This is a genomic window from Microbacterium sp. SA39, from assembly GCF_000967865.1.
In the GTDB taxonomy this organism is placed as follows: Bacteria; Actinomycetota; Actinomycetes; order Actinomycetales; family Microbacteriaceae; genus Microbacterium.
The window spans coordinates 41,039-63,608 of record NZ_JXRU01000026.1 but is presented as its reverse complement, the minus strand read 5'-3'; the positions used below and the strand labels follow the sequence as shown (position 1 = coordinate 63,608).

Here is a 22,570-nt window from a genome sequence, read left to right as displayed (position 1 = left end):
CGTCAGCGAGGTGACGGTCACTGCGCCCTTCGACGGGCTCAGGGACCCAGCTCGTGCTGACCCCGCGGGCGCACTCATCATTCCTCCCCGAGATCGGCGGCGGAGACGGGCTCCTCGCCGTTCTTCTCGAGGAGGGCGTTCAGCGTCCGCAGGTCGAAGAGCCCGTCGATCGAGCCCTCCTTCTGCGTGCCCGCCGCGAGTCCGTCCTCGACGAGGGTCTCGAAGGTCTCCGCGTGCGGGTCGACCGTGAACGTGACGTTCTCGAGGGCGCGGGCGAGCACGTCGTCCGACAGTCGCTTGCCGGTCGCCTCCTCCAGCGCGTCGTTGATGACGGTGGGTGCCTCGCCGGCGTTCTCGTCGAGCCAGGCGACCGACGCGACGTGACCTTCGAGGAGATCCTCGACGACGTCGGGGTGCTGCTCCGCGAACTCCGCCCGCACGAGCAGCACGGTGGTCGGGAACGCCCCGTCCTTCCAGAGGTCGGCCTCATCGACGAGCACGTGCGCGCCCGCCTCGACCACGAGCCGCGACACCCAGGGCTCGGGGAGCCAGGCGCCGTCGACACCGCCCTGCTGGAACAGGGTCAGGGTCTGCGCGTTCTCGGTCGGGGTGATCGTCACGTCGCCGCCGCCCGCGGTCGACGTCTCGAATCCCTCGTCGGCCAGCCAGCTGCGCAGCGCCACATCCTGCGTGTTGCCGAGCTGCGGGGTCGCGATGTTCGCGCCTTCGAGGTCGTCCGGGCTGTCGATGCCCTCGCGCACCACGAGTGCGGCGCCGCCGGAGGTCGCCCCGGCGATGATGTGCGCCGACTCGCCCCCCGACTGGATGAACGTGTTGATCGACGGGTTGGGTCCGATGTAGGTCGCGTCGATCGCTCCGGCCGACAGCGCCTCGATCGCGGCAGGGCCGGCGTTGAACACCTCGGTCTTCAGCTCGACGTCGCCGAGAGCGTCGGTGAACAGGCCCTCCGAGAGGCCGACGAGCGCCGGTGCGTGCGTGACGTTCGCGAAGTGGCCCAGGCGCACCTCGGCCGGAGCATCGTTCTCGCCCTTCGCGGCGTCGCCCGTGGCAGATGCCGAGGCGCAGCCGGCCAGCATCATCGCAGCGAGTCCCAGGGCAGTGCACTTCGACGCGCGCGCGCTTCGTGCGGGCTTGCTCAGTAACCGTGTCGTGGTGGTGCGGGTGATCTTCACGGTTTCGCCTCCTCAGCGGTCGGTGGTGCAGGGTTTCGGTGTTGCAGGTCAGGTGAGTGCAGGTCTCAGTGTTCGTCGATCACGGTCGCCGCGGCCAGCGTCGCGCCGTCGGCGGGGTGGATCAGCAGCAGTGATCCGCCGGAGCGGTCGCGCGCGTACGGCTCGAGCGGCAGCTCGGCGGCGAAACGAAGGCGTACGCGGCCGATCTCGTTCGCGGCGAGGGACTGCGCGTCCTCCAGCGCGAGCGTCTCGAGATCGCGGCGCGACAGGACCTCGGCGACGAGTGCCTGCACCGTGGCGGTGCCGTGCTTGACGAGGACCCGTGTGCCGGGTGCGACGGGCCGCGAATCCAGCTGGAACAGCTCGACCACGGCCTCGCGCGTCCCCGCCGGTGCCGTCCCGCTCGCGGCGATCACGGCGCCGCGGGCGGCGTCGAGCTCGTCGGCGAGGGTCAGTGTCACGGACTGCGGGGCTGTCGCGGCATCCGCCGGCTCGCCCGCCACATGGATGCCGGTGACCGTCGTCTCATGCCCGCCCGGGAACACCTCGACGCGGTCCCCGACCTGCACGACGCCCGAGGCGATGCGCCCCGCGAAGCCACGGAAGTCGCGGTACAGCTCGGCGTCGGCCTCGCTGATCTCGGGGGAGAGGCCGCCCTGCGGGCGCAGCACGAGCTGCACCGGGAGTCGGAAAGCGGATGCCGCGGCATCCGCCTCGTCCTGACGCGGAAGCTCTTCGAGCAGTTCGATCAGCGTCGGCCCGGTGTACCAGGGCGTGCGCGCGGAGCGATCCACGATGTTGTCGCCCTCGAGCGCCGACACCGGCAGCACGTGGATGCCGGTGAGGCCCAACTGCTCGGCCACCCGAGCCGCCTCGAGCTCGATCTCGACGAAGCGCTCCTCGTCGTGGTCGATCAGGTCGATCTTGTTCACGGCGATGATCACGTGCGCGACCCGCAAGAGCGAGACGACGGCGAGGTGGCGGCGCGTCTGCTCCAGGATGCCCTTTCGGGCGTCGACCAGCACGATCACGGCGTCGGCGGTGGCGGAGCCGGTGACCATGTTCCGGGTGTACTGCACATGGCCGGGGCAGTCGGCGAGGATGAAGCTGCGACGGGGTGTGGCGAAGTAGCGGTAGGCGACGTCGATCGTGATTCCCTGCTCGCGCTCGGCCCGCAGGCCGTCGGTGAGGAGGGCGAAATCGAACTCGCCGTGCGCGAAGCCGCGACGCCGGGAGGTCTCCGCGACCTGCTCGAGCTGGTCGGCCAGGATCGCCTTCGCGTCATGCAGCAGGCGTCCGACGAGGGTCGACTTGCCGTCGTCGACGGACCCGGCAGTGGCGAAGCGGAACAGCGTCGTCTCGGTGAGCACGTCACTCATCAGAAGTACCCGTCCTTCTTGCGGTCTTCCATGGCGGCCTCGCTGATGCGGTCGTCAGCGCGGGTGGCGCCGCGCTCGGTGAGCGTGGAGCGGGCGACCTCGGCGACGACGGATGCCGTGTCGGCGGCATCCGATTCCACCGCTCCCGTGCAGCTCATGTCGCCGACCGTGCGGTAGCGCACGACCCGTCGTTCGGTCTGCTCGCCTTCGCGGGGCTGGGAGTGCTCGCCGATCGCCCACCACATGCCGTCGCGGCGGAAGACCTCACGCTCGGCGGCGTAGTAGAGCGGCGGGAGAGCGATGTTCTCGCGCTCGATGTAGCGCCAGACGTCGAGCTCGGTCCAGTTCGAGATCGGGAAGGCGCGCACGTGCTGACCGGGGAGGTGCCGGCCGTTGTAGAGGCTCCAGAGCTCCGGGCGCTGATTGCGCGGGTCCCATTGCCCGAACTCGTCGCGCAGTGAGATGATCCGCTCCTTGGCGCGCGCCTTGTCTTCGTCGCGGCGCGCTCCGCCGAACACGGCGTCGTGCTTACCGGCCGAGATGGCGTCGAGCAGGGGCTGCGTCTGCAGGGGGTTGCGGGTGCCGTCGGGGCGCTCAGCGAGGCGGCCGTCATCGATGTAGTCCTGAACGCGGGCCACCTCGAGACGGATGCCGAGCCGAGCCACCGTCTCATCGCGGAAGGCGATCACCTCGGGGAAGTTGTGACCGGTGTCGACGTGCAGCACCGGGAAGGGAACGCGGCCGGGGGCGAAGGCCTTGGCGGCGAGGTGCAGGACGACGACCGAGTCCTTGCCGCCGGAGAACAGCAGCACAGGACGCTCGAACTCCGCCACCACCTCGCGGATGATGTGGATGCCCTCCGCTTCGAGAAGGTCGAGCGCGGAAAGGGTGCTGGTCGTTGACGTTTCGTCTCGCTTCGCTCGCTCAACGACCGGGAAAACGCCCCCAGCTTGAATACTCATAGGTGCAACCCGCATTCGGTCTTGGACAGTCCGGCCCACCGGCCGGAACGAGGATCTTCGCCCGCGGCGACGGGCTTCGTGCACGGCGCGCAGCCGATCGACGGGTAGCCGTTGGCGATGAGTGGGTTCACCGGCACCTCGTTCACGGTGGCGTAGTCGATGAGGTCGTCGAAGCTCCACGCCGCGACGGGGTTCACCTTCACGAGCCCGTTGCGCTCGTCCCAGACGATCAGCGGAGTGTCGGCTCGGGTCGGCGCCTCCTCGCGGCGGACGCCGGTGAACCACAGCTCGTACTCGGCGAGGGACCGCTGAAGCGGCTCGACCTTGCGGAGGGCGCAGCACAGGCCGGGGTCGCGGGCGAAGAGGTCTGCGCCGTGCGCGGCATCCTGCTCGCGCACGGACTGCAGCGGCTTGACGTCGACGATGCGGACGTCGAGCTCGCGCTCGACCTCGTTGCGGGTGACGGTGGTCTCGGCGAAGTGGTACCCGGTGTCGAGGAACAGCACATCGACGCCGGGAAGGCTCTGAGCGACCAGGTGCGGCAGCGCGGCATCCGCCATCGAGCACGCGACGGTCGCCTGGGCGACGGCGAAGTTCTCGGCGACCCACGAGACGACCTCGGCCGGACTCGCCTCATCTGCCTCTCTGCTGCGCAGTTCGCGAGCGCCGCGTTCGGCGAGAGCGCGCAGCTCGTCCACGGAGCGACGCGCGGGACGTCCCTTCGACAGGCTCAGGGACCCAGCGGAGATAGGGCTCATTGCAGCGCCTCTTCCTCGGCACGGTGCGCCCAGACGGCGAACGTCTCGGCGTCCTCGCGGTCGGCGAGGTAGCGGCGGATGACCCGCTCGGCGTAGTCGGCGATGCCGTCGGCCTCGACCTTCAGGCCGCGCACCGTGCGACCGAGGCCCGCCTCCTCGCGGTCCTGGCTGGCGAGACCGCCGCCGAGGTGCACCTGGTAGCCGGGTACCTGCTCGCCCGCGGCATTCGTGATCAGCTGCCCCTTGAGTCCGATGTCGGCGACCTGGATGCGGGCGCACGAGTTCGGGCATCCGTTCACGTGGATCGTGACCGGGCGGCCGATCTCGGGCTCGAGCTCGCCGAGGCGCTCCTCGAGCTGGCGCACGGCATCGGCCGCGTTGACCTTGGTCTCGACGATCGCGAGCTTGCAGTACTCGATGCCGGTGCAGGCGATCGTGCCGCGCCGGAAGAGGCTCGGGCGGGCGGCCAGGCCGATCCGATCGAGCCCCTCGACGAGGGAGTTCACGCGGTCCTCGGCGACGTCGAGCACCAGCAGCTTCTGGTACGGCGTGGTGCGCACGCGCTCCGAGCCGTGGGCCTCGGCGAGGTCGGCGAGCCCGGTCAGGATCGTGCCGGAGACGCGCCCGACGACGGCCGCCGCTCCGACGTAGAACCGGCCGTCCTTCTGGCGGTGCACGCCGACGTGATCGCCCTGGCCGAGCGGCTTGGGCGCCGGAGGGCCGTCGGGGAGCGGGCTGCCGAGGTACTCGGTCTCGAGCACTTCGCGGAACCGCTCGGGGCCCCAGTCGGCGAGCAAGAACTTCAGGCGGGCCTTGTTGCGCAGGCGGCGGTACCCGTAGTCGCGGAAGATCTGGATCACGCCGTGCCAGACCTCGGAGACGCGTTCGGGGGCGACGAACGCGCCGAGTCGCTCGCCCAGCCGGGGAACCGTCGACAGGGCCCCGCCGACCCAGAGGTCGTAGCCGATCCCGTGCTCCGGATGCTCGACGGCCACGAAGGCGACGTCGTTGATCTCGTGCACGACGTCCTGGCTGGGGTGGCCGGTCATGGCCGACTTGAACTTGCGCGGAAGGTTGGCGAGCGTGTCGTCGCCGATGAACCGGTCGGTGATCTCGCGGATCTGCGGCGTCGGGTCGATGAGCTCGTCCGCCGCGATGCCGGCGACCGGAGAGCCGAGCACCACGCGCGGCACGTCGCCGCAGGCCTCGGTCGTGCTGAGTCCGACCGCTTCGAGGCGGCGCCAGATCTCGGGCATATCCTCGACCTGCACCCAGTGCAGCTGGATGTTCTGGCGGTCGGTGAGGTCGGCGGTGTCACGGCCGAACTCGGTCGAGATCTCGCCGATCACGCGCAGCTGCTGCGTGGTGAGCTGGCCGCCGTCGATGCGCACGCGCAGCATGAAGTACTCGTCCTCGAGCTCATGCGGCTCGAGCTGTGCCGTGCGGCCGCCGTCGATGCCGGGCTTGCGCTGCGTGTAGAGGCCCCACCAGCGGAAGCGTCCGTGCAGGTCGGTCGGGTCGATCGAGGCGAAACCACCCTTCGCGTAGATCGTCTCGATGCGCTCGCGCACGTTGAGCCCGTCGTCGGCGAGCTTGAATTCCTCGTTGGCGTTCAGGGGCTCCCGCCCGTCGACCAGCCACTGCCCGTGGGGCTTGGTGGGTGTCCGCGCGGTGCGCGTGCGGGCACCACGGATCGGCGTCGGCTGCTCGATGGTCATGTCCTGCTCCCTGGATGGCTTCGCCTCAAGGTAGGAGCTTGGACCCGGTGCAAGAACCTCGATGACACAGGACGTCAGCGGGCGTCACGCGGCGACACACGCTCACCGGAATATTGACTTTCCCGCGAGAGGTCGGTGCGTGTCAGGCCAGTGCGAGTCAGGGGAGCAGCGCGGACGTCTCCTCGTAGCGCGACACCACGATGTCGACCAGCATCTCGGGCACTGCGCCGCCGTCGAGCAGCGGGAGAGCGAGGCGGCGGCCGGCGGCCTGCCGCTCCGCGAGGTCGAAGAAGTACCCCCGGGCAAGGAGGTACGTCGCGACGTCGGCATCCGGATGCTCCGTCAGCGCCGTCGGAAGATCGGGCTCGCGCGCCGCCAGATACGCCAGCTCGACCGGGCGGCCGAGATGCTCGCGCAGCACGGCGGCCATGCCCTCGGCATCCGTCAGCGAGCGCGGATCGCGTGATCCTGCGACCGTCAGGATCACCGGCAGAGCGGATGCCGGGGGCAGCCGCTCCGCGAGCACGGCGGCGAGCCGCGGGTCGGGGCCGAGCGGGGCGGCGACGACGGCATCCGCTCTGTTCTTCACCATGCCGTGCAGGTCATGATGCACGTGGAATCCGCTCGAGAGCAGCAAGGGGACCACGACGACGGGACCGTCGACGGCGGCGAGGGCGTCGACCGCCTCGGGTTCCTGCACGTCGACGAAGGCGGCTCGTACCTCGACGTCGGGAAGCCGCGCGGCGACCGCCTCGACGAGTCCCGCGATCGCGGAGGCGCCGGCGGTGTCGTTCGTGCCGTGCGAGACGGCGAGCAGGGTGGGGCGTGCCATGCGGCCAGCCTAGGAGGTGCGTATGACGGAGATGTTTCGACGGCGGATGACTCGCACGAGGGAGAGCATGACGTTCTGTGTCGGCGCGGTCGCGAGCGCGGGAGCGATGTCACTAGCGTGCTCAAGCGGCCACTCGGCCGCATCGCCTCCCGCACATCCGAGGATCTCTCCCATGCATTCATCCCGACCACGGCGCGTCGGCGCGCTCGTCATCACGGCCGGTCTGGCCGCAGGTCTCAGCGCCTGCGCCATCTCCGACGGCTCCTCCGGCGGCGGAGGAACCGATGACGACCGGACTCTGACCTTCTGGAGCTACTACCAGGGCACTCAGGCCGACTGGCTCGCAGCGCAGGTCGAGGAATTCGAGAAGAACAACCCGGACGTCACGGTCGACATCGTCGAGACCGTCGGCGATCAGCAGGACCAGAAGCTCCTCGCATCGGTCGCGACGGGCGACACCCCCGACCTGTTCATCAACAACATCGTCGTCGACTACCCGACGCTCGTGGCCGGAGGCGTGACGGCCGATCTCACGGAGTACTGGAACGACTTCGCCGACAAGGATCAGTTCTCGGCGTCGGCCACCTGGACCACCGATGACAAGGTGTACAACCTGCTGCCGTTCACGAACCTGATCGGGCTGTACTACAACCAGGACATCCTGTCGGAGGTGGGCATCGACGCCCCGCCGACCACGCTCGACGAGCTGCAGACGGCCCTCGAGGCGGTCAAGGCGCACGGCACCTACCAAGGCATCGCCCTCTCGGGTGCGCCGACGGTCGAGGGCGCATGGCTGTTCGCCCCGCAGCTGCTGGGCCTCGGCATCGACTACTGCAGCTTCGAAGGCCCAGAGGTGGATGCCGCGTTCGACCGCGCCGAGACGTGGGCGAAAGACGGCTACACGCCGCAGGCCACCGCCACCTGGGACCAGAACGACTCCTGGCAGCAGTTCGCCACCGGCGAGTACGCCTTCGGGATCAACGGCAACTGGCAGCTCGGCAACGCCGCGGAGGCGGAGTTCGAGTGGGGCACGACGCAGTACCCGGCCCCGGGCGGCGGCGAGAGCGTGGTCTACCCCGGTGGCGAGGGCTTCGGCATCGGCGCGACCTCAGACAAGAAGGACCTCGCCTGGAAGTTCATCGAAGAGGCCGTGCTGACCGCGGATGCCGGTGAATCGATCTTCACCATCGCCGGATCCATCCCGGTGCGCGCCGACGTCGCCGAGCTCCCCGCCATCAAGGAGAACGCGCAGGTGCAGCCTTTCGTCGCCGCAGCGCAGACCTCGGGGTCGTGGCCGAAGAACGAGAACACCGCCAACATCCAGAAGGCGCTCGGTGAGGCCGTCTCGAGTGTGATCTCCGGGCAGACGGCGGCGGCGGATGCCAGTGCTGCGGCGATAGCCGACATCAAGGCAGCGATCGAGGACGGCGGCGGCGGCTGCTCGTGAGCTCGACCGTCGGAGCTATGAAAGCGGGGCGCCCGACCGGGCGTCCCGCCTTCGCGCGTGCCGTCGCCCGCACTCCGATCTGGTTCCTGGTACCCGCGATCGGACTGCTCGCGGGCTTCGCGGTCTACCCGCTGATCGTGCTGGTGCGGATGTCCCTCAGCGACGTCGGACCGAGCAACATCGTCGGCGAGTGGTCGTTCATCGGCTTCGACAACTTCGTCGAGGTGCTCGCCGACGACGAGATCTGGCTCGCGCTGGCGCGCACGATCGGTGTGGCGGCGGTGCTGCTCGCCTCCAACTTCATCTTCGGGTTCGTCGGGGCGTCGATCCTCTCGATCGGCGGTCGCGTCACAGAGACCGTCCTCGCGGTCATGGTGTTCGTCTGGGCGCTGCCGCCGATCGTCTCGGGCAGCGCCTTCACATTCCTCCTCGACGACACGGGCCCGATCAACAGCGCGTTGGATGCCGTCGGCATCCCTCCCGTGGCCTGGCTCAGCTCGCCCGATCTCGCGCTGTGGTCGGTCACCGGCATCATCGCGTGGGCGGCTCTGCCGTTCTCGGTGCTCGTGATCCGCGGGGCTCTGCTCGCCGTGCCGCACGATCTCCTCGAGGCGGCCGCCCTGGACGGTGCCGGGTACTGGCGCACACAGCTGCGGATCGTCCTGCCGCAGCTGCGCCCGACCCTCGGCATCCTCGCGATCCTCACGGTGCTCTACGCGTTCAAGAGCTTCGACTTCTTCTACGTCACGACCCAGGGCGGTCCGGGGACCACGACGAACACGCTGCCGGTGCTGGCCTACAACACGGCGTTCTCCGGTTTCGAGATGAGCACCGGCGCCACCATCGCGTTGGTGTCGATGCTCGCCGTCGCGATCTTCGCGGTGCCGTACATCCGCGCCGTCCGCAGGGAGGAGCAGCCGTGATCAGCCGTCCTCTCCGCACGACCTTCCGTGTACTCGCCGTCGTGCTCGGCCTTGTGTACGTGCTGCCACTGCTGTGGATCGTGCTGACCTCCTTCAAGACGAAGCAGCAGGTGCTGACCGACCCGAACGGTGTCGTCTTCACGCCGACCCTCGACACGTACGCCGACGTCATCGGCGACGGAGTCGGCGCGATCCTGACCTCGGTGCAGATAGCGGTGGCGGTCACTGCAGTCACCCTGCTCATCGCGGTCCCGGCGGCCGCAGCGCTCGCCCGCCGCGTCTCGGTCGGCTGGAACCGGGTGATCACGGTGTTCCTCGCGGCTCTGCTCGTCCTGCAGATGGTGCCGCAGCCGATGACGGTGATCCCGCTGTACAGCGTGCTCGCCTCATGGAAGCTGCTCGGAAGTCTCGGCGGTCTGATCGTCGCCGACATCGCCCTGCTTCTCCCGTTCGCGATCATGCTGCTGCGGCCCTTCGCGCTCGCCATCCCGACTGCGCTCTACGAGGCGGCGGAACTCGACGGCGCGGGGCGCTGGCGCACCTTCCGCTCGGTCACCGTGCCCCTGCTCGTCAACGGCATCCTGACCGTAGTTTGCATCGTCTTCATCTCTGCGTGGGGCGAGTTCGTCTACGCGATCAACTTCCTGCCGCAGGGCGTCGTGCTGCCCGTCAGCGGTCTGTTGGCGCAGCAGAACTCGACGTACTCCGCGGAGTGGAACAGCCTGATGGCGCTGGCCGTGATCACCTCGCTTCCGCTCCTCCTGCTCTTCGTCGTCTCGCAGCGACGTCTGATCGCCGGGCTGTCGCTCGGCGCCGTGAAATGAGAGAACATGCCTGACCTGTCCCCGGAACTCCTTCGACGTCTGCGCGACGGTGCGGCAGAACGCGACCGCGACCGGCAGCTGCCGCGCGCCGAGGTGCGCGAGCTGCTGGATGCCGGGTTCGGCAGTGCGCGGGTTCCCGTCGAGCACGGCGGGGAGGGCGTGGATCTGGCCACTCTGTTCGCCCGGATCATCGATCTCGCCGCGGCGGATTCGAACGTGGCCCATGTCTTCCGTGGTCACCTCGCGGTGATCGAGATGCAGAACTTCGAACCGGATGCCGCGCGGCGCGAGGCCTGGTACGCGAGGGCGCTCGCGGGCGATCTCGTCGGCAACGCGCAGTCGGAGCAGACGGCGACCTCGGACCTCGCGACCACCCTGACGTCAGTGGACGGCGAGCTTCGACTGAACGGACGCAAGTACTACACGACCGGCAGCATCTACGCCGACTGGATCGACCTGTCCGCTCGCTACCGCGACGAGGACTACCAGGTGATCGTGTCGACACGCACGCCGGGCGTCGAGTCGATCGACGACTGGGCCGGGTTCGGCCAGCGCCTCACCGGCAGCGGCACGACCACCTTCACCGATGTCGTGGTCGACCCCGAGCTGGTGCGGCCCTACGCGCTCGACCTCGACGGGTTCCGGCATCCGTACCTCATGGGTTTCTTCCAGCTGGTGCTGCTCGCGGTCGTCGCCGGCGTCGGACGCGCGGCCGTCGACGACGCGGTCGCGTTCGTGCAGCCTCGGCGCCGCATCTTCGGCTACGGCGGAGAGGCGTTCCCGCGCGAGGATCCGCTCGTGCAGACGGTGGTCGGCACGCTGTCTTCGGCGGCGTTCGCCGCCCGGGCCACGGTCCTCGAGGCGGGACGGTCGCTGGATGCCGCGCTCGCGGGATACCGTGCCGGCGAGCCGGACGCCGACGCGTTCACGCAGGCGCAGTTCGACGTGTACCGTGCGCAGCAGACCGTCCTGCCGACGGTGATCGACGCGACGGCGGAGCTGTTCGAGGTCGGCGGCGCCTCGTCGGTCGACACCGGACGAGGGCTCGACCGGCACTGGCGCAACGCGCGAACCATCGCGACGCACAACCCGTCGGTGCAGCGGCGACGCGCGATCGGCGACTGGGAGCTGAACGCCGCGATACCGCTGTTCAACCAGCCGCAGGCCTCGATGTCGTCGACGAAGGAGTCCGCGAAGTGACCAAGCAGCTCATCGTCAACCTTTTCGAGATGGCGACCCCCGGCCACATCACGCACGGTCTGTGGCGCCAGCCCGACAACCAGCGCGAACGGTACGCCGACATCTCCTACTGGATCGAGCTCGCGCAGGTCGCCGAGGCCGCGGGCTTCGACGCGATCTTCCTCGCCGATGTGGTCGGAGCATACGACGTGTACGACGACAGCTTCGAGCCGGCGCTCGAGCGCGGCCTGCAGATCCCGAACATCGACCCGCTGCTGCTGGTCGCCGCGATGGCGGCCGTCACCGAGCACGTCGGCTTCGGCGTGACCTTCTCGACCACGTACGAGCCGCCCTTCGCGTTCGCCCGGCGGATGGCGACGCTCGACCACCTCACCCGCGGGCGCGTGGGCTGGAACATCGTCACTTCGTACCTGCCGAACGCCGCGCGCAACTTCGGCCTCGACGACCAGATCCCGCATGACACCCGCTACGAGATCGCGGCGGAGTACATCGACGTCCTCTACAAGCTGTGGGAAGGGTCGTGGGACGACGACGCGGTTCTCGCCGACAAGGAAGGCGGTGCGTACAGCCGAGTCGGCGCCGTGCGCCCGATCGATCATGTGGGCGAGCACTTCCGGGTGGCGGGCCCGCATCTGTCGGAGCCCTCGCTGCAGCGCGTGCCGCTGCTGTTCCAGGCATCCGCCTCGAAGGCAGGGATCGCGTTCGCGGCGAGGAACGCCGAGGTGCTGTTCACGGCGGACCGCCCGCCCGGGGCCCTCGAGCGCAACATCGCGGCGATCCGCGACGAGAGCGTGCGGCAGGGCCGCCGACCGGAGGACACGCGGTACGTCGTGATGGCCACGGTGATCGTCGCTCCGACCGAGGAGGAGGCGCGGGCGAAGCTCGAGGCGTACCGCTCGTACCGCGACCCCGAGGGGGCGTTCATCCACATGAGTGTGCCGTTCCACCCGCTGCAGCATCCGTCCGACATCACGGTGCGGGAAGCGCTCGAGCGCGAGGCGCGGCAGGACGTGATCGACGCCGGAGCGCTGCCCTTGCACCTGACGGTCGGGCAGTTCGCCGGCGCCGTCGATGAAGCCTGGGACTCCCGGTTCTTCGCCGTCGGCACCCCCGAGCAGGTCGCCGACACGATCGAGCGGTGGCTCGACGAGGATGGCATCGACGGCATCAACCTGCGCCAGTACCACTCGTTCGACACCGCGAAGGACTTCGGTGCGCTCGTGGTGCCGGAGCTTCGTCGTCGGGGGCGGATGCGGGAGGCGTACGTGCCCGGCGAGACGCTGCGAGAGCGGATCTTCGGCGAGGGACCGCGCCTGCCGGAGCGGCATCCGGCGGCGCGGTATCGCGGGGGTGCGAACCTCTAGAACTCTCGGTCCGGTCAGGTGCGCCGGACGGGCTGCTGCAGCTCGGTGACCCAGTCGGACTGGTCTTCCGAGATCGCACGCACGTACAGCTCTCTGCAGGGTCCGGCCAGCTCCAGGCTGCGGGCGATGGTCTCGTTGTGGATGGCCTGCCAGCTCTCCGCGATGCGCTCCATCGATCCGAGATGGATGCCGCAGACAGCGGCCTCGGCGGCGGGGAGCTCGATGATCTCGAAGCCCTCCCGTGCCGGTCCGCTGTACTCGTAGCCGACGACCACCTCCAGCCCGTCGTCGATCGACGCGTACTGCGCGATCGGCGTGGTGAGCGAACCGGGCTCGTCGCCGATGATCTCGGCGACGGCGTCGAACGCGGGGCCCACGACTCCGGCCACCTCCGGCTGATCCGCGACAACGTGACGCGTGGCCGCGAGGCGGACGGCGGGGAGCGGCTTCTCGATGATCTCGATCTGGGACATGTGATTCTCCTTTTCGATGAGGTGGAGCCGCCGTTCCACGTCGACGAGTCGGCCTGCGGCGATCCGATGCTCCTGCTCCACCTCGGCACGCCGGATCTTCAGCAGCGCGGCGATGCGGTCGGCATCGACACCCTGTTCGAGGATCGAGGAGATGTCGTCGAGACCGAAGCCGAGCTGACGCAGGGCGACGATCCGGTGAAGACGCTCCAGTTGCTGAGGGTCGTACGAGCGGTAACCGCTGAACTCGTCCACGTGAGCAGGCACGAGCAGGCCGGCGGTGTCCCAATGCCGCAGCATCCGGTGGGTCACCTGGCCGATCTGCGCGAATGCTCCGATGGATAACATGTCTCAGTTCTCCCACCTGCCACAGTGTCAGGGTCAAGTATCCGGCCTGTCGGATGTGCGCCGATGATCTCCGCGCTACCGTCGACGGGTGGACGAAGAGGTGCTGGCCGGCGGGAATGCGAGCGGGATCGTGGTGCGTGTCGGCGACACGGTGCGGAAGTCGTGGTCGGATGCAACGCCCAGCGTGCACGATCTGGTGGCCGCTCTCCTTGCGGAGGGCGTCGAGGCGCCGGAGCCGCGCGGGCGAGACGAGCAGGGGCGACAGGTCGTCGAGTTCGTGCCCGGAAGTCTGGCGATCGACCTGCCTCGCCTGACCGCGGACGAGTTCCGACGGGTCGGGTCGATGATCCGCAGGATCCACGACGCCAGCGCCGGTTACGTGCCGGCGGCCGACGCCGTGTGGCGGACCGCGATCCCGGCCCCCGGTGCCGACCTCGTCTGCCACAACGACCTCGCGCCGTGGAATCTCGTGATCGGGGAGAGGTGGGTCTTCATCGATGGGGATGCCGCCGCCCCCAGCACCCGGCTCTGGGATCTGGCGTACGCGGCTCAGTCGTTCACGCTGTCCGATGTCGAGCGCGCGCCGGAAGACGCCGCCCGCGACCTTGCGGCGTTGGACGACGGGTACGAGGCGGATCGCGGCACCCGCGTCGCCCTGCCGACGGCGATGGAAGAGCGGACGGCGGCGGTGCTGGCGCTCTTGGAGGACGCCCGGGCGACGGGGGAGGAGCCCTGGGCATCGATGCACGCTGACGGTCACGGGGAGCTCTGGGCGCGGGCGCTGAGGTATGTGGGGGAGCATCGTGAGGTGTGGGTTCGGGCGCTGGTCGGCTCTTGACCGGGGTGCGCCTTGGGGTCGTCGTGATCGGATTCGCGAGCGTATTCCGGTATCTTGGTTTAGCCCTCTGATCTGGAATTTGAATGTCGGTGGCCCCTGGTTCACTGAAGGTATGACAGCACTGGCGGAGGCGACTGCAGAGCAGGTGAAGGCGCTGAGTTCGGCGACCGACATGCTCGTCGAGCTCGAGCGCACGATCAGCAGCCTCCAGGCCGCGCGCGACGGCGTTCTGGCGATCGGATCCCGGTTGGCGCTGCAGGTGGCCGACGGGCACGAGCATCCCGACTTCGGTGAACTCGCGGCGCGCACGGTCGCTTCCGAGATGGCCGCGGCCCTGCGGGTCAGCGACCGCACGGTGCAGGCGCGGATGGCGGATGCGGTGTGGCGGGTGGAGCGGTTCCCGCTTGTCTGGGCAGCGCAAGGGTCAGGTCGCATCAGCGCCACCCACGCCCGGGCGATCTGCGATGCCGCCGAGCATCTGGAAGACCCCACCGACCGTGATGCGTACTCCGCCGAGATGGTCGCGTTCGCCGAATCGGAATCTCCGAACCGGGTGTCCCGGCACGGCCGGCGCGTGGCGGAGCGATTTCAGCCTCGGTCGATCGATGAGCGACATGCGGATGCTCGGGAGAAGCGGTCCGTGTGGGTGAAAGACGTCGGCGACGGGATGACGCAGCTCGGGCTGCTCGGCCCATCGGCCCTCGTGCATGGTGTCTTCGAGCGGCTCACTGCGATGGCGAAGTCGGTCCAGTCCCAGGAATCTGGCTCAAATTCGGATTCGGATTCGGATTCTGTGCAGGAGCAGTCGATTCGTGCAGCCGACTCGCGGACCCTGAATCAGATTCGCGCCGATATCGCCCTAGATCTCCTTCTCTCCGGCGCCCCGGCAGGGCACGACACCCCGGACGGGCTGCTCGCCGCGATCACCGCCTCGGTCTCCGTCACCGTTCCGGTCACCTCGTTGATGGGTCGCGGCACAGCCCCGGCCGAGCTGAACGGCCGCACCCCGATGGACCTGGCCACCGCCCGCAGACTGGCGGGTGCGGCATCCGGATGGGATCGCATCCTCACGCACCCGATCACCGGCGCACTGCTCGCGGTCGACAGGTACCGGCCCAGTTCCGAATTGAAACGACATCTGAGGGCCAGGGATCAGCGCTGCCGCTTCCCCACCTGCGGTCACCCCGCCACCCACAGTGACATCGATCATCATCACGACGCCGCGCTCGGCGGCACGACTACCGAGAACAACCTCGGGCATCTCTGCCGAAGGCACCACGTGCTCAAGCACCACTCGTCCTGGCAGGTCGAGCCCCTCGGCGACGGCGTCTACGCCTGGACCAGCCCCACCGGCCGCACCTACATCGACAAGCCCCCGCCCCAGAACACCGTCACCTTCACCGAAGACGATTCGAGTCCGCCGTTCTGAAATGGCTTGCTCTGAGATGCCGAGCCGCGCGCTATTCGTCGATCGAGATGAAGTTCTTCGACAGGATATCCTGGGCGACCGGGCCCACCGGCTCGCCCTCGCACGTCACGACGACCCAGACCGAGTAGTCGGCCTGGACGAAGGCCCGCGCGGCCATGAGGTATCCCAGATCGTTGAACGTGTAGCTGAACTGGCGATGCTCGACCGCGGCGTCGTCCTGTCCGTACCTCCGGAACACGCCGTCCTCGACCCATTCCGCTCCGAGGAAGTCGCTGCCCGCCTGGTACTCGAGGAGCGCATCGGTCGCCTCTCGGTCATCCATCCCGGCGGCGTCGCCGAGAACGCCGCCGCGGAATGACGCGGTACACGCCCCGCTCGCACTCACATACGCCCATCGACCCGGCTGATCGGAGGGCACGCTCGTCCAGCCCGGGTCGGCCACGAGTCCGTCACCCCAGCTGACATCGGAGCGATCGGTCAGCGTCGTGCCGTCGTCGAAGGCGAAGACATCCGGCGCTGTCGGCGTCGGGCTCGGCTGCGGGCTCCTCGCCTCGCGCGAGGAGGGAGGGGCAGAGCATCCGCTCACTGCCAGGAGCACGGCGAGGACACCGGCTGCGAGCACGGAGAGTCGAGGGGCGGCATGAAGGTGGCTGTGGTGAGGAGTCATGGTGCGGGAGCCTAGGCAGCGCGCACGTCCACTGATTCGCGGCTGTGGATAACTCCTCAGCATCAAAGTTGAGTCATCCTGTATCAACTTTGTTGACACTGTTGGAGCCTCGGAGTACAGTTGAGTCATCGCGACTCAGGTTTCCTGATCGCCGCAGATTTTCGAACCGGAATGAACTTCCCAACAAAGGAGAAAACACATGGCACGTGCTGTCGGTATCGACCTCGGAACCACCAACTCCGTCGTCAGCGTCCTCGAAGGCGGCGAGCCCAAGGTCATCGCCAACGCCGAGGGTTTCCGCACGACCCCGTCGGTGGTCGCGTACACCAAAGACGGCGAGGTGCTGGTCGGCGAGACCGCCAAGCGCCAGGCCGTCACCAACGTCGATCGGACGATCTCTTCCGTCAAGCGCCACATGGGCACCGACTGGAGCTTCGACGTCGACGGCAAGAAGTGGACGCCGCAGGAGATCTCCGCGCGCATCCTCATGAAGCTCAAGCGCGACGCAGAGTCCTACCTGGGCGACACGGTGACCGACGCGGTCATCACCGTCCCCGCGTACTTCAACGACGCCGAGCGTCAGGCCACGAAGGAGGCCGGTGAGATCGCGGGCCTCAACGTCCTGCGCATCATCAACGAGCCCACCGCCGCCGCCCTCGCCTACGGCCTCGACCGCGGCAAGGAAGACGAGCTCATCCTGGTCTTCGACCTCGGTGGCGGAACGTTCGACGTCTCCCTCCTCGAGGTGGGCAAGGACGACGACTTCTCGACCATCCAGGTGCGCTCGACCGCCGGTGACAACCGCCTCGGTGGAGACGACTGGGACCAGCGTCTCGTCGACTTCCTGATCAAGCAGTTCAAGGAGACCACGGGCGTCGACGTCTCGGGTGACAAGATCGCCCTCCAGCGCCTCAAGGAGGCTGCGGAGCAGGCCAAGAAGGAACTCTCCTCCTCGACCAGCACCAGCATCAACCTCCCGTACCTGTCGCTGACCGACTCGGGCCCCGTCTCGCTCTCCGAAACCATCACGCGCGCGAAGTTCGAAGACCTCACGAAGGACCTCCTCGACCGCACCAAGAAGCCGTTCGAAGACGTCATCCGCGAGGCCGGTATCAAGGTCGCCGACATCGCGCACGTCGTGCTCGTCGGTGGATCGACGCGTATGCCCGCCGTCGCCGAGCTCGTCAAGCGCGAGGCCGGCAAGGAAGCGAACAAGGGCGTCAACCCGGATGAGGTCGTCGCCGTCGGCGCCGCCCTCCAGGCCGGTGTCCTCAAGGGTGAGCGCAAGGACGTGCTGCTCATCGACGTCACCCCGCTGAGCCTCGGAATCGAGACCAAGGGCGGCATGATGACCAAGCTCATCGAGCGCAACACGGCCATCCCGACCAAGCGCAGCGAGACCTTCACCACGGCAGACGACAACCAGCCGTCCGTCGCGATCCAGGTCTTCCAGGGCGAGCGCGACTTCACCCGCGACAACAAGCCGCTGGGAACGTTCGAGCTCACCGGCATCGCGCCGGCGCCCCGTGGCATCCCGCAGGTCGAGGTCACCTTCGACATCGACGCGAACGGCATCGTGCACGTGTCCGCCAAGGACAAGGGCACCGGCAAGGAGCAGTCGATGACGATCACGGGCGGCTCGTCGCTGTCCAAGGAAGACATCGAGCGCATGGTGCGCGAGGCCGAGGAGAACGCGGCCGACGACAAGAAGCGCCGTGAGGCCGCCGAGGTCCGCAACCAGGCCGAGACCCTCGCCTACTCGATCGACAAGCTGATCAAGGAGAACGAGGACAAGCTCCCCGCTGACGTCAAGGAGTCGGTCCAGGCCGACGTCGACGCCCTCAAGACGGCTCTCGCCGGCGAAGACGACGACGCGGTGAAGACCGCGTTCGACAAGCTGAACGAGTCGCAGGGCAAGCTCGGCGAAGCGATCTACGCCTCTTCGCAGGCGGATGCAGCAGCCGGCGCACCGACCGACGGCGAAGCCCCCGCGGGCGATGACACCTCCTCGGAGGAAGATGTCATCGACGCCGAGGTCGTCGACGACGAGGAAGACAAGAAGTAACCATGACGGACAAGAACTTCGACGACAACGCCGGGGTTCCGGATGAGGGGTCGGACGCGCACGCGTCCGGCCCCCAGCCGCAGAACCCCGACTCCACCGAGGCCGCCGCGGCCGAGGGCTCGGACGAGACCCCGGTCGACGGCGCGCCCGACGACCTGACGGTCGACGACATCCTCGGCGCGAGGCAGACCGGCGAGGCCGCAGCGGAAGACGCTGTGCTCGCCGATCTCGAGTCCACCCTGCTGCACGACCTCAAGCGCCTGCAGGCCGAGTACGCGAACTACCGCCGGCGCACCGAAGAGCAGCGTCAGATCGAGGCCGACCGGGCGAAGGGCGAGGCCGCCAAGGGTCTCATCCCCGTGCTCGACGACCTCGACCGTGCCGCCCAGCACGGCGATCTCGTCGAAGGCACCCCCTTCGCCGTGATCGCCGAGAAGGTGCGCGTCGCAGCGGAGCGGCTCGGTGTCGTCTCCTATGGCGAGCAGGGCGAGGAGTTCGACCCGCAGCGGCACGAGGCGATCTTCCAGCAGCCCACGCCGGGCGCCACCAAGACCACGGTGCTCGAAGTCGTCGAGGTGGGATACCGCCTCGGAGACATCGAACTGCGTCCCGCGAAGGTCGTCGTCGCCGTCCCCGCCGAGTAGGTGATCGATGGCCAGCCAGGATTGGTTCGATAAGGACTTCTACAAGACCCTCGGGGTCTCCAAAGACGTCAGCGACGCCGATCTCAAGAAGACGTACCGCAAGCTCGCGCGTAAGTATCACCCCGACTCCAACCAGGGCGATGCGAAGGCCGAGGCGAAGTTCAAGGAGGTCAGCGAGGCATACTCGGTGCTCTCCGACGCCGAACAGCGCAAGGAGTACGACGAGATCCGCGCCATGGGCTCCGGCGCGCGCTTCACCGCGCCCGGCTCGAGCGCCGGCGGCTTCGAAGACGTCTTCAGCCGCTTCGGCCAGCAGGGCCGCGGGCAGTCCGCCGACTTCGAGGACATCTTCGCGATGTTCAACCAAGGGCAGGGCGGTGCCGGCTTCGGCAACGGACGCTTCGGGCAGACCACCGGTGGCTTCCGCGGCTACGGTGGCCCGCAGCGCGGCGCCGACGTCACTGCACGCACCACGCTCGACTTCATCACCGCCGTGCAGGGGGAGACCATCTCCCTGCAGGGCGATGACGGGAAGCCGTTCAAGGTGAAGATCCCCGCCGGAGTCGCCGATGGGCAGAAGATCCGTCTGCGCGGTCGCGGCCGCCCGTCTCCCGACGGCGGCGAGAGCGGCGACATCGTGGTGCAGATCGCGGTGCGTCCGCATCCAGTCTTCACGCGTGACGGACTGAACCTGCGCCTCGTCGTGCCGGTGACATTCACCGAGGCCACTCTCGGCGCGACCATCGAGGTGCCGACTCTCGGCGGCGACGTGGTCAAGCTGCGCGTCGCACCCGGCACCCCCTCCGGGCGGGTGCTGCGGGTGAAGGGCCGTGGGGTCACGACCTCGAAGGGCACCGGCGATCTGCTCGCCGAGCTCCAGGTCGCGGTGCCGACGCACCTCGACGACGCCGCACGCGCGGCGTTGGAGAAGTTCCAGGAACTCGAGCCGAACGAGAACCCGCGCGCCGACCTGATGGCGAAGGCGCGTCGCTGATCATGCATCCGATGACGGTTGCGGATACCGGGGAGGTGAGCATCCATGGCTGAAGGAGGCTTGGATGCCGACACCCCGGTGTTCGCGATCGCCGTCGCTGCCGAGCTCGCGGGCATGCATCCGCAGACGCTCCGACAGTACGACCGCATCGGCCTCGTCGTGCCCGGCCGCACCTCCGGCGGTTCCCGCCGCTACTCGACCCGCAACATCGAGCAGCTCCGCGAAGTCGCCGAGCTCTCCTCCCAGGGCGTGAGCCTTCCCGCGATCGCCCGGCTGCTCGACCTCGAAGATGAGAACCGGGCGCTCCGCAGCAGGATCACTCAGCTCGAAGGCGCACTGCGCGCCGAGCGGGAGAACCGTCCCGGCGTGCGAGTGTTCGCTGCCGGATCCACGGGCGTCGTGCCGATGCCGAGCGGTCGCCGCATCCGTCGCTCCACCGAAGTCATGCTCTGGAGCCCGCGCCGCGAAAGCTGATTCCGCAACGCGGTGTGTATCCTGTCAACTGTTAACAGGAGGTCACCATGACGCAGATCGTGACGCGCGGCGAATCCCTCGGCGCACAGGTGGCACGCGCGCTGCGCCAGCGCATCGTGCGCGGTGACCTCGCGCCGGGCACTCGGATCACCGAAGAAGCCCTCGCCGAGGAATTCTCGGTGAGCCGCGGACCCATCCGCGACGCCCTCACTCAGCTCAGCTTCGAGAAGCTCGTCGAGGTGCAGCGCCCGCGGGGCGTCTACATCACCGGCCTCACCCGCGACGACGTCGACCAGCTCTACAGTCTGCGGGGTGCTCTCGAGCAGCTCGCCCTCTCGCGCGCGATGCGAGTGGACGACGACTCCCGCTGGGCTGCGATGACCGCCGCAGTGTCGCGCATGGCCGAAGCCGCGGATGCCGGCGATCACGCGGCGTTCGTGACGGCAGACCTCGAGTTCCACTCCGAGATCTACGCTCTCGCCGATCACCCTCGGCTGCACGGCGCGTGGAACCAGTACCTCCCGACGTTCGCCGCCCTGCTCGAGGTCACGATCAACCACGACGACGACCTGCACGAGTCGGCATCCGATCACGTCACCCTCATGCAGGTCATGCGCACCGGGGATCCCGCGGATGCCGCGACGGTTCTCTCTGCGCACCTCGACGGCGCCCGCGATCGGATGCTGAGCGAGATCGCCGACCGCTGATCTCTCAGTGGAACGGGCACCGCGAGGTGCTTGCACCCTCGGCTCGCACCCGTCCGCCGGAGCGCGGCTTCGTCGGGAGCCGACGGCGATTGACCTCGAGTCCCTCGTCGAGGATCGTCACCCGCGGATCGCTCAGCGCGGCGACCGCGCCGGCGAGCCCCGCGATGGCCAGCTTCTCGCCCGGGCAGCGATGGCCGGTGGCCACGTCGCCGCCTCCGTGCGGGATGAACACCCGCAGCGCTTCGTAGTCATCGAGACCGACGAATCGTTCGGGATCGAACTTCTCGGGGAACCTCCACGACCGCGCGTCGGTGTCGGTGCCGAGGATGTCGAGCACAACCCGCCCTCCGGCTGGTACACGCTCGCCGTCGAGCTCGACATCGGTGATCGCCCAGCCGGGCAGCATCGGCACGAACGGCGCGGTCCGACGGATCTCCTGCGCGAACGCGATCGCGAGCGGACCGCCGACGAGAGCGTTCCGCTCGGCGGACTCGGCCGCGATCCGCGCCCTCCACTCCGGGTGGTCGTGCAGCTGCTTCGCCGCGAAGGCGACGAACCGGGCGACGGCGATCATCGGCCGCAGCACGTTCTGCAGCTCGATGCCCGCACGGCGCGGGGTGAGCAGCACGCCCTTCTCATCGCGATGCCACGCCCACTCGTACAGGGCGGTGCCCTCGTCGGCTTCGAGCTCGGCCGCCCGCACGGCTTCGATCAGCCGCTCCGCGTGCCGGTCCGACCAGCCGCGGTTCAGGACCGCCATCAGGAACTCCGGCGAGTACGGCACGCCGAACCCGTCGACGACCTGCGCCAGGCGCGCCGCCCATCGCGTCTTCGCGGCGGGCGTGCCGGGAACACCCGACCACCGCATCACCGCGCGGCCGAGCGCTCCCACCGCGGCGTCGTACGCGCTGCGGTCGCTGGTGCCATCGACCCAGGCGTCTCTCTCGACCTGCCACTCGTGCTCGAGGTACGGAGTGAGCCGTTCGACCTGCGCGTCGTCATAGGCCACGTCGACGAAGGTCGCCTTGCGATGCCGATGCTCGTCGCCGTCGAGGCTGTGTACCGAGTCGTGGCCGAACAGTGTCTCCTGCACGAACGCGGGCATCGCGCCATGCCGACGGATGCGGGTCTCGTCGTAGAACAGGGAGACCCCTTCGGCGCCGCGCACGAACAGCGCGTCGCGACCGAGCAGGCGCATCGGGACAGCGCGAGCCCCGGCACGGGCTCGGCGCCAGAGGTGCTCGCCGAAGCCGTAGCCGCGGACCAGGAGGGACGGGGAGTCATCGAGAACGGGCATGCTTCCACGGTCGCGCCTCGGCGACGTTCCGGACAGG

The 22,570-nt window shown here is 68.7% G+C and carries 21 protein-coding genes; 12 read left to right on the top strand and 9 right to left on the bottom strand.

All coding sequences use genetic code 11. The annotated features are described in order from the left end of the window. Positions 1–77: 77 nt before the first annotated feature. From RS85_RS03590 to RS85_RS03565, 6 genes are all read right to left on the bottom strand, one after another. Positions 78–1,193, bottom strand: a complete 1,116-nt coding sequence (locus tag RS85_RS03590; RefSeq protein WP_235282321.1) for an ABC transporter substrate-binding protein — start codon at positions 1,191–1,193, stop codon at positions 78–80. Positions 1,194–1,258: 65 nt separating this feature from the next. Further along, positions 1,259–2,572 (bottom strand): sulfate adenylyltransferase subunit 1, encoded by a 1,314-nt coding sequence (locus RS85_RS03585; protein ID WP_046012057.1) that lies wholly within the window; start codon positions 2,570–2,572, stop codon positions 1,259–1,261. After that, on the bottom strand, positions 2,572–3,534 hold the full coding sequence (cysD, locus tag RS85_RS03580; RefSeq protein WP_082087470.1) for a sulfate adenylyltransferase subunit CysD: 963 nt from the start codon (positions 3,532–3,534) through the stop codon (positions 2,572–2,574). The genes RS85_RS03585 and cysD overlap by 1 nt, the downstream gene beginning before the upstream one ends. Further along, positions 3,531–4,292, bottom strand: a complete 762-nt coding sequence (locus RS85_RS03575) for a phosphoadenylyl-sulfate reductase (protein WP_046012056.1) — start codon at positions 4,290–4,292, stop codon at positions 3,531–3,533. The genes cysD and RS85_RS03575 overlap by 4 nt, the downstream gene beginning before the upstream one ends. Continuing rightward, a complete protein-coding gene (locus tag RS85_RS03570) occupies positions 4,289–6,010 on the bottom strand; it encodes a nitrite/sulfite reductase (RefSeq protein WP_046012055.1) in 1,722 nt (573 codons plus the stop codon). Before RS85_RS03570 ends, RS85_RS03575 begins: the two co-directional genes overlap by 4 nt. 157 nt (positions 6,011–6,167) lie before the next feature. Next, a complete protein-coding gene (locus RS85_RS03565; protein ID WP_046012054.1) occupies positions 6,168–6,842 on the bottom strand; it encodes a sirohydrochlorin chelatase in 675 nt (224 codons plus the stop codon). A gap of 172 nt (positions 6,843–7,014) precedes the next feature. Between RS85_RS03565 and RS85_RS03560 the strand changes: the two genes are divergently transcribed. From RS85_RS03560 to RS85_RS03540, 5 genes are read left to right on the top strand one after another with little or no spacing between them, the layout of a single operon-like run. Beyond that, the gene (locus RS85_RS03560; RefSeq protein WP_046012053.1) at positions 7,015–8,289 is read left to right on the top strand and encodes an ABC transporter substrate-binding protein; all 1,275 of its coding nucleotides are present in this window, start codon (positions 7,015–7,017) and stop codon (positions 8,287–8,289) included. A gap of 17 nt (positions 8,290–8,306) precedes the next feature. Then, positions 8,307–9,212: a carbohydrate ABC transporter permease gene (locus RS85_RS03555; protein ID WP_046012052.1), complete on the top strand. Its 906-nt coding sequence runs from the start codon at positions 8,307–8,309 to the stop codon at positions 9,210–9,212. Further along, complete coding sequence (locus RS85_RS03550; protein WP_046012051.1) at positions 9,209–10,036, top strand: carbohydrate ABC transporter permease; 828 nt, start codon at positions 9,209–9,211, stop codon at positions 10,034–10,036. The genes RS85_RS03555 and RS85_RS03550 overlap by 4 nt, the downstream gene beginning before the upstream one ends. A 6-nt stretch (positions 10,037–10,042) precedes the next feature. After that, positions 10,043–11,236 carry an acyl-CoA dehydrogenase family protein gene (locus tag RS85_RS03545; RefSeq protein ID WP_046012050.1) on the top strand — a complete coding sequence of 398 codons (1,194 nt, stop codon included), beginning with the start codon at positions 10,043–10,045 and terminating at the stop codon, positions 11,234–11,236. Next, a complete protein-coding gene (locus RS85_RS03540; protein ID WP_235282320.1) occupies positions 11,233–12,600 on the top strand; it encodes an NtaA/DmoA family FMN-dependent monooxygenase in 1,368 nt (455 codons plus the stop codon). Before RS85_RS03545 ends, RS85_RS03540 begins: the two co-directional genes overlap by 4 nt. Before the next feature lie 14 nt (positions 12,601–12,614). On the opposite strand, the gene RS85_RS03535 is transcribed toward RS85_RS03540, so the two are convergent. Further along, the gene (locus tag RS85_RS03535; RefSeq protein WP_046012049.1) at positions 12,615–13,418 is read right to left on the bottom strand and encodes a MerR family transcriptional regulator; all 804 of its coding nucleotides are present in this window, start codon (positions 13,416–13,418) and stop codon (positions 12,615–12,617) included. A gap of 88 nt (positions 13,419–13,506) precedes the next feature. Between RS85_RS03535 and RS85_RS03530 the strand changes: the two genes are divergently transcribed. Then, positions 13,507–14,256, top strand: coding sequence for a phosphotransferase (locus tag RS85_RS03530; protein ID WP_046012048.1), 750 nt, complete (start codon positions 13,507–13,509; stop codon positions 14,254–14,256). Between the two features lie 112 nt (positions 14,257–14,368). Next, positions 14,369–15,685, top strand: coding sequence for an HNH endonuclease signature motif containing protein (locus RS85_RS03525; protein ID WP_046012047.1), 1,317 nt, complete (start codon positions 14,369–14,371; stop codon positions 15,683–15,685). Between the two features lie 31 nt (positions 15,686–15,716). Here RS85_RS03525 and RS85_RS03520 read toward each other — a convergent pair whose 3' ends face one another. Beyond that, complete coding sequence (locus RS85_RS03520; protein WP_152642322.1) at positions 15,717–16,352, bottom strand: hypothetical protein; 636 nt, start codon at positions 16,350–16,352, stop codon at positions 15,717–15,719. 199 nt (positions 16,353–16,551) lie between these two features. Between RS85_RS03520 and dnaK the strand changes: the two genes are divergently transcribed. From dnaK to RS85_RS03495, 5 genes are read left to right on the top strand one after another with little or no spacing between them, the layout of a single operon-like run. After that, positions 16,552–18,417 carry a molecular chaperone DnaK gene (gene dnaK, locus RS85_RS03515; RefSeq protein ID WP_046012045.1) on the top strand — a complete coding sequence of 622 codons (1,866 nt, stop codon included), beginning with the start codon at positions 16,552–16,554 and terminating at the stop codon, positions 18,415–18,417. 2 nt (positions 18,418–18,419) lie between these two features. Further along, entirely contained in the window at positions 18,420–19,061 is a 642-nt protein-coding gene (gene grpE, locus RS85_RS03510; protein WP_046012044.1) for a nucleotide exchange factor GrpE, read from the top strand. Positions 19,062–19,068: 7 nt separating this feature from the next. Then, positions 19,069–20,055 (top strand): DnaJ C-terminal domain-containing protein, encoded by a 987-nt coding sequence (locus RS85_RS03505; RefSeq protein ID WP_046012043.1) that lies wholly within the window; start codon positions 19,069–19,071, stop codon positions 20,053–20,055. 45 nt (positions 20,056–20,100) lie between these two features. Further along, complete coding sequence (locus RS85_RS03500) at positions 20,101–20,529, top strand: heat shock protein transcriptional repressor HspR (protein ID WP_046012042.1); 429 nt, start codon at positions 20,101–20,103, stop codon at positions 20,527–20,529. Positions 20,530–20,576: 47 nt separating this feature from the next. Beyond that, complete coding sequence (locus RS85_RS03495; protein WP_046012041.1) at positions 20,577–21,236, top strand: GntR family transcriptional regulator; 660 nt, start codon at positions 20,577–20,579, stop codon at positions 21,234–21,236. Between the two features lie 4 nt (positions 21,237–21,240). Here the strand turns inward: RS85_RS03495 and RS85_RS03490 are convergent, their stop codons facing one another. Continuing rightward, entirely contained in the window at positions 21,241–22,533 is a 1,293-nt protein-coding gene (locus RS85_RS03490; protein WP_046012040.1) for a cytochrome P450, read from the bottom strand. Between the last annotated feature and the right edge of the window lie 37 nt (positions 22,534–22,570).